This window comes from Kribbella sp. CCNWLW201 (assembly GCF_037203805.1).
Classification (GTDB): Bacteria; Actinomycetota; Actinomycetes; order Propionibacteriales; family Kribbellaceae; genus Kribbella.
Map to the genome: position 1 here is coordinate 495,381 of NZ_JBBCBQ010000004.1, position 14,200 is coordinate 509,580.

General features: G+C 68.1%; 15 protein-coding genes. 11 read left to right on the plus strand and 4 right to left on the minus strand.

All coding sequences use genetic code 11. From position 1 onward, the window contains the following. Positions 1–19 precede the first annotated feature (19 nt). Together V9K99_RS21065 and V9K99_RS21070 are read left to right on the plus strand one after the other, a co-directional pair. The gene (locus tag V9K99_RS21065) at positions 20–970 is read left to right on the plus strand and encodes an aminoglycoside phosphotransferase family protein (protein ID WP_337007230.1); all 951 of its coding nucleotides are present in this window, start codon (positions 20–22) and stop codon (positions 968–970) included. A 33-nt stretch (positions 971–1,003) separates the two neighbouring features. After that, positions 1,004–1,456 (plus strand): group II truncated hemoglobin, encoded by a 453-nt coding sequence (locus V9K99_RS21070; RefSeq protein ID WP_337007228.1) that lies wholly within the window; start codon positions 1,004–1,006, stop codon positions 1,454–1,456. 91 nt (positions 1,457–1,547) lie between these two features. Here the strand turns inward: V9K99_RS21070 and V9K99_RS21075 are convergent, their stop codons facing one another. Then, complete coding sequence (locus tag V9K99_RS21075) at positions 1,548–2,402, minus strand: oxidoreductase (protein ID WP_337007226.1); 855 nt, start codon at positions 2,400–2,402, stop codon at positions 1,548–1,550. Positions 2,403–2,503: 101 nt separating this feature from the next. On the opposite strand from V9K99_RS21075, the gene V9K99_RS21080 reads away from it, so the two are divergent. Beyond that, positions 2,504–3,400: a helix-turn-helix domain-containing protein gene (locus V9K99_RS21080; RefSeq protein WP_337007224.1), complete on the plus strand. Its 897-nt coding sequence runs from the start codon at positions 2,504–2,506 to the stop codon at positions 3,398–3,400. Positions 3,401–3,620: 220 nt separating this feature from the next. Here V9K99_RS21080 and glgA read toward each other — a convergent pair whose 3' ends face one another. Continuing rightward, positions 3,621–4,778, minus strand: coding sequence for a glycogen synthase (gene glgA, locus V9K99_RS21085; protein WP_337007223.1), 1,158 nt, complete (start codon positions 4,776–4,778; stop codon positions 3,621–3,623). A gap of 18 nt (positions 4,779–4,796) precedes the next feature. Beyond that, positions 4,797–5,342: a GNAT family N-acetyltransferase gene (locus V9K99_RS21090; protein WP_337007222.1), complete on the minus strand. Its 546-nt coding sequence runs from the start codon at positions 5,340–5,342 to the stop codon at positions 4,797–4,799. A 229-nt stretch (positions 5,343–5,571) separates the two neighbouring features. Here V9K99_RS21090 and glgC point away from each other — a divergent pair, with 229 nt between their 5' ends. From glgC to V9K99_RS21130, 8 genes are read left to right on the plus strand one after another with little or no spacing between them, the layout of a single operon-like run. Further along, positions 5,572–6,828, plus strand: a complete 1,257-nt coding sequence (gene glgC / locus V9K99_RS21095; RefSeq protein ID WP_337007221.1) for a glucose-1-phosphate adenylyltransferase — start codon at positions 5,572–5,574, stop codon at positions 6,826–6,828. Then, positions 6,825–8,087 (plus strand): kynureninase, encoded by a 1,263-nt coding sequence (gene kynU / locus V9K99_RS21100; protein ID WP_337007219.1) that lies wholly within the window; start codon positions 6,825–6,827, stop codon positions 8,085–8,087. Before glgC ends, kynU begins: the two co-directional genes overlap by 4 nt. Then, the gene (locus tag V9K99_RS21105; protein WP_337007217.1) at positions 8,084–9,379 is read left to right on the plus strand and encodes an FAD-dependent oxidoreductase; all 1,296 of its coding nucleotides are present in this window, start codon (positions 8,084–8,086) and stop codon (positions 9,377–9,379) included. Before kynU ends, V9K99_RS21105 begins: the two co-directional genes overlap by 4 nt. Further along, a complete protein-coding gene (locus tag V9K99_RS21110) occupies positions 9,376–10,878 on the plus strand; it encodes a 2-hydroxymuconic semialdehyde dehydrogenase (protein WP_337007215.1) in 1,503 nt (500 codons plus the stop codon). Before V9K99_RS21105 ends, V9K99_RS21110 begins: the two co-directional genes overlap by 4 nt. Then, complete coding sequence (locus tag V9K99_RS21115) at positions 10,875–11,303, plus strand: RidA family protein (protein WP_337007214.1); 429 nt, start codon at positions 10,875–10,877, stop codon at positions 11,301–11,303. Before V9K99_RS21110 ends, V9K99_RS21115 begins: the two co-directional genes overlap by 4 nt. Beyond that, on the plus strand, positions 11,303–11,821 hold the full coding sequence (locus tag V9K99_RS21120; protein WP_337007212.1) for a 3-hydroxyanthranilate 3,4-dioxygenase: 519 nt from the start codon (positions 11,303–11,305) through the stop codon (positions 11,819–11,821). Before V9K99_RS21115 ends, V9K99_RS21120 begins: the two co-directional genes overlap by 1 nt. Next, the gene (locus tag V9K99_RS21125; protein WP_337007210.1) at positions 11,821–12,819 is read left to right on the plus strand and encodes an amidohydrolase family protein; all 999 of its coding nucleotides are present in this window, start codon (positions 11,821–11,823) and stop codon (positions 12,817–12,819) included. Before V9K99_RS21120 ends, V9K99_RS21125 begins: the two co-directional genes overlap by 1 nt. Then, positions 12,812–13,534: an alpha/beta hydrolase family protein gene (locus V9K99_RS21130; protein WP_337007209.1), complete on the plus strand. Its 723-nt coding sequence runs from the start codon at positions 12,812–12,814 to the stop codon at positions 13,532–13,534. The genes V9K99_RS21125 and V9K99_RS21130 overlap by 8 nt, the downstream gene beginning before the upstream one ends. On the opposite strand, the gene V9K99_RS21135 is transcribed toward V9K99_RS21130, so the two are convergent. Further along, the gene (locus V9K99_RS21135; RefSeq protein ID WP_337007207.1) at positions 13,524–14,192 is read right to left on the minus strand and encodes a class I SAM-dependent methyltransferase; all 669 of its coding nucleotides are present in this window, start codon (positions 14,190–14,192) and stop codon (positions 13,524–13,526) included. The two genes, V9K99_RS21130 and V9K99_RS21135, sit on opposite strands and share 11 nt — an antisense overlap. Positions 14,193–14,200 lie beyond the last annotated feature (8 nt).

A 14,200-nucleotide genomic window follows, 5' to 3' on the forward strand; every position in this document is an offset into this window, starting at 1 on the left:
CGGAGTAGCCTCATTGGCGATGAGGTGGTTGGAGGACGGGTCGGCCGCAGCGGTTGGTGAGGCGTTGCGGGTTGTGGCGCCTGAGTTGGGTGACTGCTCGATCGTCGTACGGGAGTCACTGGGTGAGGACGATCCTCAGTGGTGGTCCGGGAGCGCAGTTGTCGGTGGGCGGTTTGTCGTCAAGTTCGCGTGGTCGCGGCCCGCTGGGCTCCGGCTGGCGCATGAGATCGCTGTGCTGGCGGCATTGGGGCAGGAGCCGGCGGTTCCGTTTCTGCCCGAGGTTGCTGCGAGCAGCACCGATCCGTTGCTCCTGGTGACCAGGCTCGTGCAGGGGACAGCGCTGTTCGATGTCGTGGATTCGATCGACCGCGAGCAGGCGGGTCGGCAGCTCGCGATGTTTCTCGGGGAGTTGCAGCAGGAGGCGACGCGGGAGCGGGTTGAGGCCGCCGTTGGTGAACTTGCTCCGGCGCCACTGCAACCGCCCACCACAGACGTCCTGCGCGATCGGTTCCCGAGGTGGGCTCGGCCGGATCAGCGCCGTACCGTCGAGCTTTGGTGTGACTGGGCTGGTGAGGTCCTGGCAACGTCGCGGCCGAGTGTGGTGGTGCATGGCGATCTGCACGGCGGCAATCAGGTATGGGATCGCGGGAACCTCCACGTGGTGGTCGACTTCGAGACTGTCGGGCTTGCCGAGCCCGAGTACGACCTGCGTGCGTTTCCCGGAACGGGTCCGGGTGTCGAGTTGCTGACTGCGACCCTGCGTCACTTCCGGCGCCTCACCGGGCGCGAGTTGGCAGTTGATCGGGTGATGGCCTGGCACCTGCGTACTGCCCTCGGCGATGCGCTGTGGCGGAGCGAAGCGGGGGTGCCGTTGCCGGATCACCGAACACCGGAAGCATGGGTCGACGACCTGGCCGCGCGATTCACCGCACTCGGTGTGGGCCCCTCGGGTGCGAAGCCAAGCTGTTGACGGAGCGTGGGGGTGCAGTGCCAGGGTGGGCGGATGGTGACGGTGTTCGAGGCGGCGGGTGGGGCTGACGGAATGCTGCGGCTGGCGCATGCGTGGCACGAGCGGGTCTTGGCGGACGAGGTAGTGAGTCACGCGTTCAGCCATGGGTTTCGACCGGACCACACGGAGCGGCTGGCGGCGTACTGGGGCGAGGCGCTCGGCGGCCCGTCGGCGTACACGGATTCCTATGGGACCGAGTCGTACGTCGTCCGGATCCACAGCGGGAACGGTCCGCACGAGGAGATGGATCGCCGCGCCATCGCCTGCTTCGACCAGGCTCTGACCGACACAGGCCTGGCCGCTGACGATCGCCTGTGCACAGTCCTGCACGACTACTTCAGCTGGTCGACGACCGTCGCCATGACGAAGTACACCGGCTCCGCCGCCGACGTACCTCCCGACCTTTCAATCCCCCGCTGGTCCTGGGACGGCCTGGTCACCGACTGACGCGTCATCCACGGTCGCCAGCGCCGAGGCAGTCTGCGGTAAGGGCGCAGAGGTGCAGGAACTCTCGTGCGTGCTCTGAGCGTCCTGGCGGTCAGCCTCCGATGGTGTTTAGTTCGGTGATTGCGTCTTGGGGGAGGACCAGGTCGGCGGCGGCTGTGTTTTCTCGGAGGTGGGCTACTGAGGAGGTGCCTGGGATGACGATGCTGGTGGCGGAGCGTTGGAGGAGCCAGGCAAGGGCGACTTGTTGAGGGGTGGCGTTGAGGCGGGTGGCTACCTTTGCCAGGGTCTCGGACTGGAGAGGGGTGAAGCCGCCGAGGGGGAAGAACGAGGCGAAAGCGATGTTCTCGTCGGCGCAGAAGTCGACTACGTCGTCGTCTTGGCGGTTCACCAGGTTGTAGAGGTTCTGGACGGTGACGACCGGGGCGATGGCCTGGGCCTCGCGGATCTGTGCGATGGTGACGCCGCTGAGGCCGAGGTGGCGGATCAGGCCTTCCTGTTGCAGCTCGGCCAGGGCGGTGAACGCCTCGGCGATCGAGCCCTCGCTGCCGCCGTCGTGCGCCATGCTCCGCAGGTTGACGACGTCGAGCACGTCGAGACCGAGGTGCTCGAGGTTCTCGTGGACTGCGGCCTTGAGGTCGTCCGGGTCGAGCGCTGGGTTCCAGCTGGTGTCGTCGCCGCGGCGGGCGCCGACCTTGGTGACCAGGTGCAGGTCCGCCGGGTAGGGGTGCAGGGCTTCCTTGATGAGTTCGTTGACGACCGTGGGGCCGTAGAAGTCGCTGGTGTCGATATGGGTGATGCCCAGGTCCACCGCTTCCCGCAGTACGGCGATCGCCTGGTCGCGGTCCTTGGGTGGTCCGAAGACGCCAGGGCCGGCGAGCTGCATGGTGCCGTACCCCATCCGGGTGATGGTGAGGTCGGGGGCGAGAGTGATGGTTGTGCCTGTCATGCCTCCACTGTTCAGCAAGCTCGGGCAAGGTGGGAGGTTCCCTTGATCCTGGGACTGACAGACCCAGGAACAAGCCGGTGCGCGCGGCTACGGTGGACGGCATGGACAGCACGAACGCACTCGGCGAATTCCTCCGGGCCCGACGCGAGCAGGTTCAGCCTGAGCAGGTCGGGATCCGGCGCGTCGGGCTGCGGCGGGTGCCGGGCCTGCGCCGCGAGGAGGTCGCGATGCTTGCCGGGATCAGCTCGGATTACTACCTGCGACTGGAGCAGGGGCGCGACCGGAACCCGTCCGTGCAGGTGCTCGGCGCGTTGGCCGACGTACTGCGGCTCGACGCAGACGCGACGGCGTACCTGATCGGCCTCGCCCAGGAGCGTCCTCGTGCCGTCCCGAAGTCGCGGCAGCGGCCGAGACCCGAGCCGGTGCCACCAAGCATCCTCGAACTGATCGAAGGCTGGCCGAACAACCCGGCCTACGTGCAGAACAAGTACACCGACATCCTGGCTGTCAACGCTTTGGCGGCCGCGTTGTCGCCCAGCTACACCGTCGGCGTCAATCTGCTGACCAAGGTCTTCCTCGACCCCGCAGAGCAGGCCCTCCGCGCGGATTGGGAGAACCTGACCGAGGAGGGCGTCGCCATACTGCGGTCCGAGCTCGGCGCGAATGTCGACGATCCGCGACTCGTCGAACTGGTCGGGGACCTGTCCGTCCGCAGCGAACGCTTCCGGCAGCTGTGGGCCCGGCATGACGTGAAGCCGAGGCGCGGGCGGACGAGCGTGCTGACCCATCCGGAGGTCGGGGAGATCGAGTTGAAGAAGGACAAACTCACGATCGGCGGCACCGACACGATGACGCTGGTCGTCTACCACGCCACCCCCGGCAGTCGCGACGCCGAGCTGCTCGCCCTGCTGGGCAGCCTCACCGCCTCCAGCGAGGAGGTGCCCAAGCGAAGCAACCAGCCAACGGATCAAGAACGAAGCAACCAGCCGACGGACTAGAGCGGAGCACACAGCCAACGGACTAACAGGTGCACGCCACCGACGGGCTACGGGGTGAAGGCGCGGACGGCTCGCGCGAGGCTGGGGGTGGACGACAGCGGCTTCCGCGGGGCTGGTTGACGAGGGCTTGCGCGGGGCTGGGCTGGGGTCATGCCTCAGCTCAGCGGTCGGATGCCGGGCCAACGAGGGTGTTTGATCCCGCCTCGGGGTGGGGGTTCTGCTACGCGAGCAGGTTGTTGTAGAGCTGGACGGTGCGGTCGGCGACGGCGTCCCAGCCGAATTGGGTGACGGCGCGGTCGCGGCCGGCCTTGCCCATCGCTTCGGCCTTGGCTGGGTTGGCGATCAGGTCGTTGACGGCCGCGGCCAGGTCGCGTTCGAACGTGTCGGTGTCGTCCTCGTCGTACCGGACCAAGGTGCCGGTGACGCCGTCGTCAACAACCTCGGGGATGCCGCCGACCGCGCTCGCGACGACGGCCGTCTCGCACGCCATCGCCTCCAGGTTGACGATGCCGAGCGGCTCGTAGATCGACGGGCAGCAGAACGCCAGCGCGTGGGTCAGCACCTGCCGGACGTCCTCGCGCGGCAGCATCTCGGAGACCACGAACACGCCGTCCCGGGCCGCCTTCAGGCCGTCGATCAGCGCGTCCGTCTCCGCCTTCAGCTCGACCGTGTCGGCCGCGCCGGCGAGCAGCACCAGCTGGACCGACGGGTCCAGTTGCAGGCCGGCCCGGAGGAGGTGCGGGACGCCCTTCTGCCGGGTGATCCGGCCGACGAACGTCACGTATGGCCGGTTCAGGTCGACGCCGAGCCGCTCGAGCACGTGGGTCGCCGGGTCCGGGCGGTAGAAGTCGGCGTCGATCCCGTTCGAGATCACGTGCACCTTGGCCGGGTCGATGTCCGGGTAGCAGTCCAGTACGTCGTCCCGCATGCCGCGACTCACCGCGACCACGGCGTCGGCAGCCTCGTACGCCGTACGCTCGGCCCAACTGGACAGGCGGTAGCCGCCGCCCAGCTGCTCGGCCTTCCACGGGCGGCGCGGCTCCAGCGAGTGCGCGGTCACCACGTGCGGTACGCCGTACAGGAGCTTGGCCAGGTGACCGGCCATGTTGGCGTACCAGGTGTGGGAGTGCACGAGCTGTGCGTCGCTGACCGCGGCGGTCATGGTCAGGTCGGTGGAGAGGATGCGCAGCGCCGCGTTCGCCTTCGGGATGCGCGGGTCGTCCTCGGAGTGCGCGACCGCACCGTGGCGTGGTTCGCCCATGCAATGCACGTCCACCTCGAGCAGGCGACGGAGCTCGCGGACCAGGAAGTCCACGTGCACCCCCGCCCCGCCGTACACGTCCGGAGGAAACTCACGCGTCAGGATGGCGACCTTCATGCAGCCGACCCTAGGACATCAGGCCGTTCGTGTCGGTACCCAGAAGCGCAGCTTTCCGTGTCGCTCGTCTTCCAGTTCGCCGCCGGCCGCCTCGATCACGCGGCGGGACGGCGTGTTGTCGGTGTCGCAGGTGAGCAGGGCCGGGTCGATGCCGAGGCCGGCCGCGACCGGGAGTGACTGGACCAGCATCTGGGTCGCGTACCCCTTGCGCCGGGCCGACGGGCGGACGTAGTACCCGATGTGGCCGCCGAGCTCGATCAGGGCCGGGGTCAGGTCGTGCCGGATCGAGAGCCGGCCGAGCCACTCGGCGCCGTCGACGAACCAGAGCACGGTCTGGTGCACGAAGTCCGGCGGCAGCTCGGTCTCCGGGTCCGCCTCGGTCTTGATGCCCTCGACCAGGCGGGCGAACTCGGCCGGATCCGCCGCCTGCTCCCGGCTCCACTCCTCCTCGTCGCCGACGATCACCCGGGCACCCATCCACCGCTCCTGGTCCGGCCCCGCCTCGTCCCACGCGGCGAGGAACGAACGGTGAACGGCAACAGTGGGTTCGGTGAGGATCGGCATGTACTCAGTGTGGCGACACTCGCAAGCGTCTTATGTCACCGGTCATCCCGGACTTAGCCTCAGTCCGTGGATCCTGCCGCGCTGCGCGGCACTCGGCGGGCACATCGCGGCGTTGGAGGACGAGGCACGGAGAACCCCACTCCGAGCCTCGTCCTCCGCCTTGCGCTGCACTCCGCCGAGCACCTGCTCGCGGCTGCCAGGATCCACGGATTGAGGCTAAGGTGCGGACATGGCAAAGGCGCCCAAAGTTCTCGGAATCGTCCTGGCGGGTGGCGAAGGGAAGCGGCTGATGCCGCTGACGGCAGACCGGGCCAAACCGGCCGTGCCGTTCGGCGGCAGTTATCGCCTGATCGACTTCGTCCTGTCCAACCTGGTCAACGCCGGGTATCGCAACCTGTGCGTGCTGACGCAGTACAAGTCGCACTCGCTGGACCGGCACGTCACGCTGACCTGGCGAATGTCGACCCTGCTCGGCAACTTCGTCACCTGCGTCCCGGCCCAGCAGCGGCTCGGCCCGCAGTGGTACCAGGGCAGCGCGGACGCGATCTACCAGTCGATGAACCTGATCAACGACCACAAACCCGACATCATCGTGGTGTTCGGCGCCGACCACGTGTACCGGATGGACGCCTCCCAGATGGTGGCGGCGCATATCGAGCGCGGGAACGGCGTCACCGTGGCCGGCATCCGGGTGCCGCGGGTGGAGGCGACCGAGTTCGGCGTGATCAAGACCGCCGCGGACGGTCATGTGATCGAGGAGTTCCTGGAGAAACCGGCCGACCCGCCCGGGCTGCCGGACTCGCCGGACGAGACGTTCGCGTCGATGGGCAACTACGTGTTCAGCGCCGACGTCCTGGTCGACGCGCTGCGCAAGGACGCGGCCAACCCGGCGTCCCGGCACGACATGGGCGGCGACATCGTCCCCCTGCTGGTTGCCGAGGGCAAGGCCGGTGTCTACGACTTCAAGGAGAACGACGTCCCCGGCGCGCTGGAGCGGGACCGTTCGTACTGGCGTGACGTGGGATCGCTGGACTCCTACCACGAGGCGCACATGGACCTGGTCTCGATCCAGCCGGTGTTCAACCTGTACAACTCCGACTGGCCGATCTTCACCTCGCACCCGCAGTTGCCGGGCGCGAAGTTCACCGACGACGCGACCGTCGGCGAGTCGATCGTCTGCCAGGGCTCGATCGTGTCCGGCGCGACCGTGGAGCACTCGGTGATCGGCGCGAACGTGATCGTCAGTTCGGGTGCGACGATCGACCGCTCGGTGATCATGGACAACTGCAAGATCGGCGCGAACGTCGTTCTCAAGAACGTCATCCTGGACAAGAACGTGGTCATCCCGGACGGAGTCGAGATCGGTGTCGATCCGGACTACGACCGGGAGCGCGGCTTCACCGTGTCCAAGGGCGGCGTCACCGTCCTCGGCAAGGGGCAGGTGATCCCGGCCACCGAGACGAAGGACGAGGTCGCCGAGGCGTGAACCCGGAGGAGGCTGAGGCACTCGAGCTCGATGCCCAGGACCCCGGGCACCGGCAGCTGTTCGACGTACCCCCGGCCCAAGGTGGCGACTACCCGGACGTCGCCTACTTCGCCGGCAACTCGCTCGGCCTGCGCCCGAAGGCGACCAGGACCGAGCTGCTCGAGGACCTGGACGCGTGGGCCGCGCTCGGTGTCGAGGGACACCTTGACGCGGACCGGCCCTGGCTGCCGTACCACGAGCTGTTGACCGGTCCGGCCGCCCGCCTGATCGGTGCGTTGCCGAGCGAGACCGTGGTGATGAACTCGCTGACGGTCAACCTGCACCTGCTGATGGTCTCGTTCTACCGTCCGACCCGCTCGCGGCACCGGATCGTGGTCGAGGACTCGGCCTTCCCGTCCGACAGCTACGCGGTCCGTTCCCAGGCCCGCTTCCACGGGTACGACGCCGACGACGCGATCATCCGCCTCCGGCCCCGCCCCGGCGAGGATTGCCTGCGTACGACGGACGTCGTCGAGCAACTGGGCAGCGACGTGGCGCTGGTGCTGCTCGGCGGGGTGAACTACCTGACCGGTGAGCTGATGGACATCCCGACGATCACCAAGGCCGGTCACGCGGCCGGTGCGGTCGTCGGCTGGGATCTCGCCCACGCGGCCGGGAACGTCCCGTTGTCGTTGCACGATTGGGGTGTGGACTTCGCCGCCTGGTGCTCGTACAAGTACCTGAACTCCGGGCCCGGTGCGCTCGCCGGTGCCTTCGTGCACGAGCGTCATCTCGGTGGCGAGCTGCCCCGCTTCGAGGGGTGGTGGAGCACCGAGGCGTCGACGCGGTTCGAGATGGCGCCGGAATCGCGCCCGCCCGCGTCCGCGGATGCCTGGCAGGTGTCGAATCCGCCGATCTTCTCGATGAGCCCGGTCCGGACCTCGCTGACGATCTTCGACCAGATCGGCATGGAGGTGTTGCGCGAGCGCAGTCTGCGGCTCACGTCGTACCTGGAGAAGTTGCTGGCCGGGGTCACGCCGGGGCGGCCGTTGCGGGTGATCACGCCCTCGAACCCGCATCAGCGCGGCGCGCAGTTGTCGCTGCGGATCAGCGGTTCGCTCCGGGCGGGGGAGCTGGCGAAGCGGCTTCGATTCGAGCACGGCGTGATTGCGGACTCTCGGGAGCCCGACGTACTGCGTCTTGCTCCGGTGCCGCTGTATTCGACGTACCACGACTGCTGGCGTGCGGCGTCAGCACTGACCGAGGCGGTGCCGGCGTGACGGTCGCGATCGTTGGGGCAGGGCTGACCGGGAGCCTGCTCGCCTGTTTCCTGGCCCGGCGAGGGCTGGCGGTGACGCTGTACGAGCGGCGGCCGGATCCGCGGGTCGGGCCGACCGAGCGGGGCCGGTCGATCAACCTGGCAATCTCCGAGCGCGGCCTGGACGCGCTGCGGCGGATCGATCTGGTCGACCAGGTGATGGCCGACGCGCTGCCGATGAAGGGCCGGATGATCCATCCGGTCGAGGGGCCGCTGGACTTCCAGCAGTACTCGGCCGCCGGGGACCGGGCGATCAACTCGATCAGCCGGGGTGCGCTCAACAACGCGCTGCTGTCCGCCGCTGCGGATGCTCCCGGGGTGACGGTCGTGTTCGAGCATCGGCTGGTCGAGCTGGACTCGCAGGCCGGGCGGATGGTGTTCGCGACTCCGTCCGGGAAGGTCTCGGCCGAGGCGGACGTCGTCCTCGGAGCCGACGGCGCCGGGTCCGCGGTCCGTGAGCAGTTGCTGGCGGAGGGCATCGTCGCCGAGGATGTCGACTTCCTCGACTACGGCTACAAGGAGCTGTCGATCCCGGCCGCGGACGGCGAATTCGCGCTGGATCCGGGCGCGTTGCACATCTGGCCGCGCGGTACGTCGATGATGATCGCCCTCCCGAACCCGGACCGCTCCTTCACCTGCACACTGTTCTGGCCGTCCGGATCCTTCGACGCGCTCACGTCAGCCGCCGAGATCTGGCAGCACTTTGCCGAGCACTACCCGGACTTGTTGCCACTGGCACCGGATCTGGTGGACGACTACCTGAACAACCGGGTCGGCGTACTCGGCACCGTGCACACCCTGCCCTGGCAGGCCCACGGCCGGACGGCGCTGCTCGGCGACGCGGCCCACGCGATCGTGCCGTTCTACGGTCAGGGCGCGAACTGTGCCTTCGAGGACGTGGTCGAGCTGGATCGCTGCCTCGACGACACCGGCGGTTCGTGGGCCCGGGCGCTGCCGTTGTTCGAGGCGCGCCGGCGGGAGAACACCGAGGCGATCGCGGAGATGGCGCTGGCGAACTTCGTCGAGATGCGCGACAAGGTGGCGTCACCGGTGTTCCGGCTGACCAAGCGGATCGAGCACGCGTTGGAGCGGGCCTTGCCGGGCCGATACGTCTCCCGCTACGAGCTGGTGTCCTTCTCGACGACGCCGTACGCGGAAGTCCGGCAGCGGGTACGGCGTCAGCACCAGATCCTCGGCGTGGTGATCGCCGGGATCGGTGCCGTCGCGATCGGGTTGCTGCGGAGGCGGCGATGAGTTTGTGGAGTCCTGATCTGCTGGCCGGGCGGGTGTCGCGCCCCGGGCTGTTGCGCAACTTCGTCGACGGTGAGTTCGTCGAGGGCGGGTCGACGTTCGCGAAGCTGAGTCCGGTGACGGGTGAGCAGATCTTCGATGTCTGCGAGGCCTCGGCGGACACTGTGGATGCGGCTGTGCAGTCCGCTCGGGCCGCGCTGCGGGGTCCGTGGGGGCGGATGAGTGAGCAGGAGCGGGCCGTCGTACTGCGGCGGGTCGCGGACGTCCTCGAGCGTCGCTTCGACGATCTGGTCGCGGCCGAGGTCGGCGACACCGGCAAGTCGATCAGCCAGGCGCGCACGCTGGACATCCCTCGGGGTGCGGCGAATTTCCGTGCCTTCGCGGACTTCGCGACGACCGCCTCGACCGAGTCGTACACGACCGTGCTGCCGGATGGCCGGCGGGCGCTGAACTACGCCGTACGCAAGCCTGTCGGCGTGGTCGCGATCATCGTGCCCTGGAACCTGCCGTTGCTGCTGCTCACCTGGAAGGTCGCGCCGGCGCTTGCCTGCGGCAACGCGGTCGTGGTCAAGCCGTCCGAGGAGACGCCCGCGTCGGCGACCGTGCTGGCCGAGGTGATGGCGGAGGCCGGCGTACCGGCTGGCGTCTTCAACCTGGTGCACGGGTTCGGGCCGTCGTCGGCGGGGGAGTACCTGACCCGGCATCCCGGGGTGGACGCGATCACGTTCACCGGCGAGTCGGCGACCGGTACGGCGATCGCGAAGGTCGCCGCGGACCGGGTGAAGTCGGTGTCGTTCGAGCTCGGCGGGAAGAACGCGGGGCTGATCTTCGCCGACTGCGATCTCGATGCCGCGGTCGAAGGATCGGTGCGATCGGTGTTCACCAACGGTGGCCAGGTCTGCCTGTGCACGGAGCGGTTGTACGTCGAGCGGCCGATCTTTGATCAATTCGCCGAGCGGCTGGCCGCGCGGGCCTCGGAGTTGACCTTCGGCTGGCCCGCCGACGAGGCGACGATGAACATGCCGCTGATCTCGAAACAGCACCGCGACAAGGTTCTCGCGTACTACGACCTGGCCCGAACCGACGGTGGTCAGGTCCTGGCCGGTGGCGGCGTACCGTCGTTCGGCGACGCCCGGGATGGTGGTTGCTACGTGCAACCGACCGTGGTCACCGGGCTACCGCCGGAGGCCCGGACGAACACCGAGGAGATTTTCGGCCCGATCTGCCACATCGCCCCCTTCGACACCGAGGAGGAGGCGTACGCGCTGGCCAACGACTCCGACTACGGGCTCGCGGCCACCGTCTGGACCCGCGACGTCGGCCGCGCGCACCGCTCCGGCACCGCCCTGGACGTCGGCATCGTCTGGGTCAACACCTGGTTCCTCCGCGACCTCCGCACCCCGTTCGGCGGCATGAAACTCTCCGGCGTAGGCCGCGAAGGCGGAAGGCATTCCCTGGACTTCTACTCAGAACCCACCAACGTCTGCGTGGAGCTCACATGACCGTCGTACCCGGGAAGGCGGTGCCGCGGGGGCGGTTTCCGCATGTGAAGGTGGCGAACGGGTTCGCGTTCGTGTCGGGGACGTCGAGTCGGCGGCCGGACAACTCGATTGCCGGGGCGTCGGTGGACGAGTTCGGGACGGTGTCGTTGGACATCCGGGAGCAGACGCGGGCGGTGTTGGAGAACATCCGGGACATCCTGGCGGCGGTCGGGTCCGGGCTCGAGGATCTCGTCAGTGTGACGACGTACCTGGTGTCGATGAACGACTTCGGGGGCTATAACGAGGTGTATGGCGAATTCTTCGACGAGTCCGGGCCGGCCCGGACGACTGTCGCAGTCCATCAGCTGCCGCATCCCCAGCTGCTGATCGAGATATCTGCCGTAGCGGCCGGCCCACAAAGACACAGCCCGCAAAGGAGCGAGTGATGGTCAACTTGGAGTCGACGAACTTTCCGCAGTGGATCGAGGAGAACAAGCACCTGCTGAAGCCGCCGGTCGGCAACAAGCAGATGTTCCCGACCGGTGACGATTTCATCACCATGGTGGTCGGCGGACCGAACCAGCGCACCGACTTCCACGTCGATCCGTACGAAGAGTTCTTCTACCAGATCCGTGGACATCTGCACGTCGACGTGATGACCGAGGACGGGCCGGCCAGGGTCGACATCAACGAGGGCGAGATGTGGGTCCTGCCGCGGAACATGCCGCACTCGCCGCAGCGCGGTCCGGACTCGATCGGTCTGGTGATCGAGCGAGTCCGTGAACCCGGGGTGCTGGAGAAGTTCCGCTGGTACTGCGAGAACTGCAACGCCATCGTGCACGAGGTCGAACTCCAGGTGACCGACATCGTCGCCGACCTGCCGCCGGTCTTCAAAGCCTTCTACGAGAGTGAGGACGCCCGCACCTGCCCGGAGTGCGGCACACTCCACCGCGGTAAAGGCTGATGAATGTTGACGTCCACACACATCTGGTGCCGAAGGGCTGGCCGGATCTCTCGGTAGCGTGTGGGGGTGCCGGCTGGCCGTGGCTGCGGATCGACTCCGAACGCGCCGCGATGATCATGGTCGGCGAGTCGGAGTTCCGCCCGATCGGCCCGCAGACCTGGGATCCGGCCGTCCGCCGTGCCGACATGGATGCCGATGGCATCGATCTCCAGGTGGTCTCGCCGACCCCGGTGTTCTTCGCCTACGACCGGCCGGCCGACCAGGCGGTGAAGGTGGCCCGGATCTTCAACGACCTGACCTTGGAGACGCTTGCCGGGGACAACCGGTTCGTCCCGTTCTGCCAGGTGCCGTTGCAGGACCCGGACGCGGCCTGTGCCGAGCTGGACCGGTGCCGGGCGGCCGGTCATGTGGGTGTCGAGATCGGCAACCACGTCGGCGACAAGGACCTCGACGACGCCGGAATCGTTGCCTTTCTCAACCACTGTGCCGAGACCGGTACGCCGGTATTGGTGCACCCGTGGGACATGCCGGGCGGGCCGCGACTGGATCGCTGGATGGCTCGCTGGCTGACCGGGATGCCGGCCGAGACCCACCTGTCGCTGCTGGCGATGATCCTCGGCGGTGCGTTCGACGCGCTTCCGCCGTACCTGCGGATCTGTTTCGCCCACGGGGGCGGGAGTTTCGCGTTCTGGCTGGGCCGGGTGGAGAACGCCTGGAACCGGCGCGGTGACATCGTGCGTGGTTGCTCAGAGCATCCACCGTCGCACTACCTGGATCGATTCTTCGTCGACACAGTCGTGTTCGAATCAGCGCCATTACGGCTACTTGTGGATACCGTGGGGGAAGACCGCGTTCTGGTCGGCAGTGACTATCCCTATCCACTGGGTGAGCGGCCGGTCGGGGAGGTGGTACGGAAGTCCGGTTTCCTGACCGCGGATCAGCAGCACAAGCTGTTGTCCGGGAACGCCCTGCGTTATCTCGGGAGGTCTGATGAGTGAAGACCGATCGGTTCTGACCCGCGCGGCCCGTGAGCCCGATGAGGAGCTTCGGTACGGCGACCACGCGGACCAGGTGATCGACTACTGGCACGCCAAGGAGTATCGCCCGCTGGTCGTCTTCGTCCACGGTGGCTTCTGGCGGCCGGAGTACGACCGGGTGCACGCCCGGCCCCTCGGTGAAGCGCTCTCCGACCTCGGCTGGCCGGTGCTGTCCCTGGAGTACCGCCGGGAGCCGGGTAATCCCGATGCCACCACCTCAGACGTCCGTACGGCGCTGGACAGCCTGCCGGACCTGGTCGACGTCCACGCGGGGTACGTGCTGATGGGTCACTCCGCGGGCGGCCAACTCGCGCTGTGGGCGGCCGCGACGCTCAACCCGGTCCGGCTCCGCGGTGTGATCGCGCTGGCTCCGGTCGCCGATCTGTTGATGGCCGACCGCCTGGGGCTGGACGGGGGCGCCGTACAGGACTTCATCGGCAGCGGCGTCCGCAACGACCTGGACCCGGTCCACCTGCCCGCCTCGATCGCCCCGGTCAGCCTCATCCACGGCTCCGTCGACACCCGGGTCCCCATCACCGTCACCGAGTCCTACTTCACCGCTCACCCGACCGCCCACTTCCACCGCGTCGAAGGCGCCGGCCACTTCGACGTCATCGACCCCCTGTCCGACGCCTGGCACGACGTCACCGCCGAACTGACCCGCCTCACCGGCTGATGGCGGTGCCGGCGATGTGGGTGTTGAAGGGCAGGAAGGGCGAATGGATCCGGTATCGCTGAAGGTCCACGCTGGCGAAGCCCGCTGACTCGATCGCCCTCGCCAGGTCACGCTCACACGAGCAGCCCTCGAACACCCATGCCCAGGGCCGGCGCAGTGCACGCTGCACCCATCGGGTCGGCGTGTGCTCCCTCGCCACGACGTGTTCGGCGAAGCTGAACCGTCCACCCGGCCGCAGCACGCGCCGCACCTCGGTGAGGACAGCGTCCGGGTCCGCCACGCTGCACAGGACAAGGCTGGAGATGACGGCGTCAGCACTCGCGTCCGGCAGGTCGATGCGCTCAGCGACGACATCGCGGATCTCGAGGTCGACTCCTCGCCTGGCCGCCGCACGCCGGAGCCGGGCGTGCATGAACGGGTTCGGCTCGATCGCGATGAGCCGCGCCCCCGGCGGCAGGTAGCGCAGGTTTGCGCCCACGCCCGATCCGAGCTCGACCACGGTCTGCGGCAGCCCGGTGAATACCGCCCGTTTGCGCTTGCGCAGGTGCAGGTCGATATAGCCGCCCATCCATGCGAAGAACGCTGAATTGAACCGGCCGCGCAGTGGATGCGGGTCGAAGCCGTCGATCGGGGTGTGGTGGACCGTGGAACTCGTCATGGCTCGAT

Bases quoted from the DNA above. Each gene is read 5' to 3' on its own strand.
- V9K99_RS21115 (WP_337007214.1), top strand. From the start codon at position 10,875: ATGACCGTCGTACCCGGGAAGGCGGTGCCGCGGGGGCGGTTTCCGCAT.
- glgC (WP_337007221.1), top strand. From the start codon at position 5,572: ATGGCAAAGGCGCCCAAAGTTCTCGGAATCGTCCTGGCGGGTGGCGAA.
- V9K99_RS21125 (WP_337007210.1), top strand. From the start codon at position 11,821: ATGAATGTTGACGTCCACACACATCTGGTGCCGAAGGGCTGGCCGGAT.
- V9K99_RS21120 (WP_337007212.1), top strand. From the start codon at position 11,303: ATGGTCAACTTGGAGTCGACGAACTTTCCGCAGTGGATCGAGGAGAAC.
- V9K99_RS21090 (WP_337007222.1), bottom strand. From the start codon at position 5,342: ATGCCGATCCTCACCGAACCCACTGTTGCCGTTCACCGTTCGTTCCTC.
- V9K99_RS21110 (WP_337007215.1), top strand. From the start codon at position 9,376: ATGAGTTTGTGGAGTCCTGATCTGCTGGCCGGGCGGGTGTCGCGCCCC.
- V9K99_RS21135 (WP_337007207.1), bottom strand. From the start codon at position 14,192: ATGACGAGTTCCACGGTCCACCACACCCCGATCGACGGCTTCGACCCG.
- glgA (WP_337007223.1), bottom strand. From the start codon at position 4,778: ATGAAGGTCGCCATCCTGACGCGTGAGTTTCCTCCGGACGTGTACGGC.
- V9K99_RS21130 (WP_337007209.1), top strand. From the start codon at position 12,812: ATGAGTGAAGACCGATCGGTTCTGACCCGCGCGGCCCGTGAGCCCGAT.
- V9K99_RS21065 (WP_337007230.1), top strand. From the start codon at position 20: ATGAGGTGGTTGGAGGACGGGTCGGCCGCAGCGGTTGGTGAGGCGTTG.
- V9K99_RS21070 (WP_337007228.1), top strand. From the start codon at position 1,004: ATGGTGACGGTGTTCGAGGCGGCGGGTGGGGCTGACGGAATGCTGCGG.
- V9K99_RS21075 (WP_337007226.1), bottom strand. From the start codon at position 2,402: ATGACAGGCACAACCATCACTCTCGCCCCCGACCTCACCATCACCCGG.
- V9K99_RS21080 (WP_337007224.1), top strand. From the start codon at position 2,504: ATGGACAGCACGAACGCACTCGGCGAATTCCTCCGGGCCCGACGCGAG.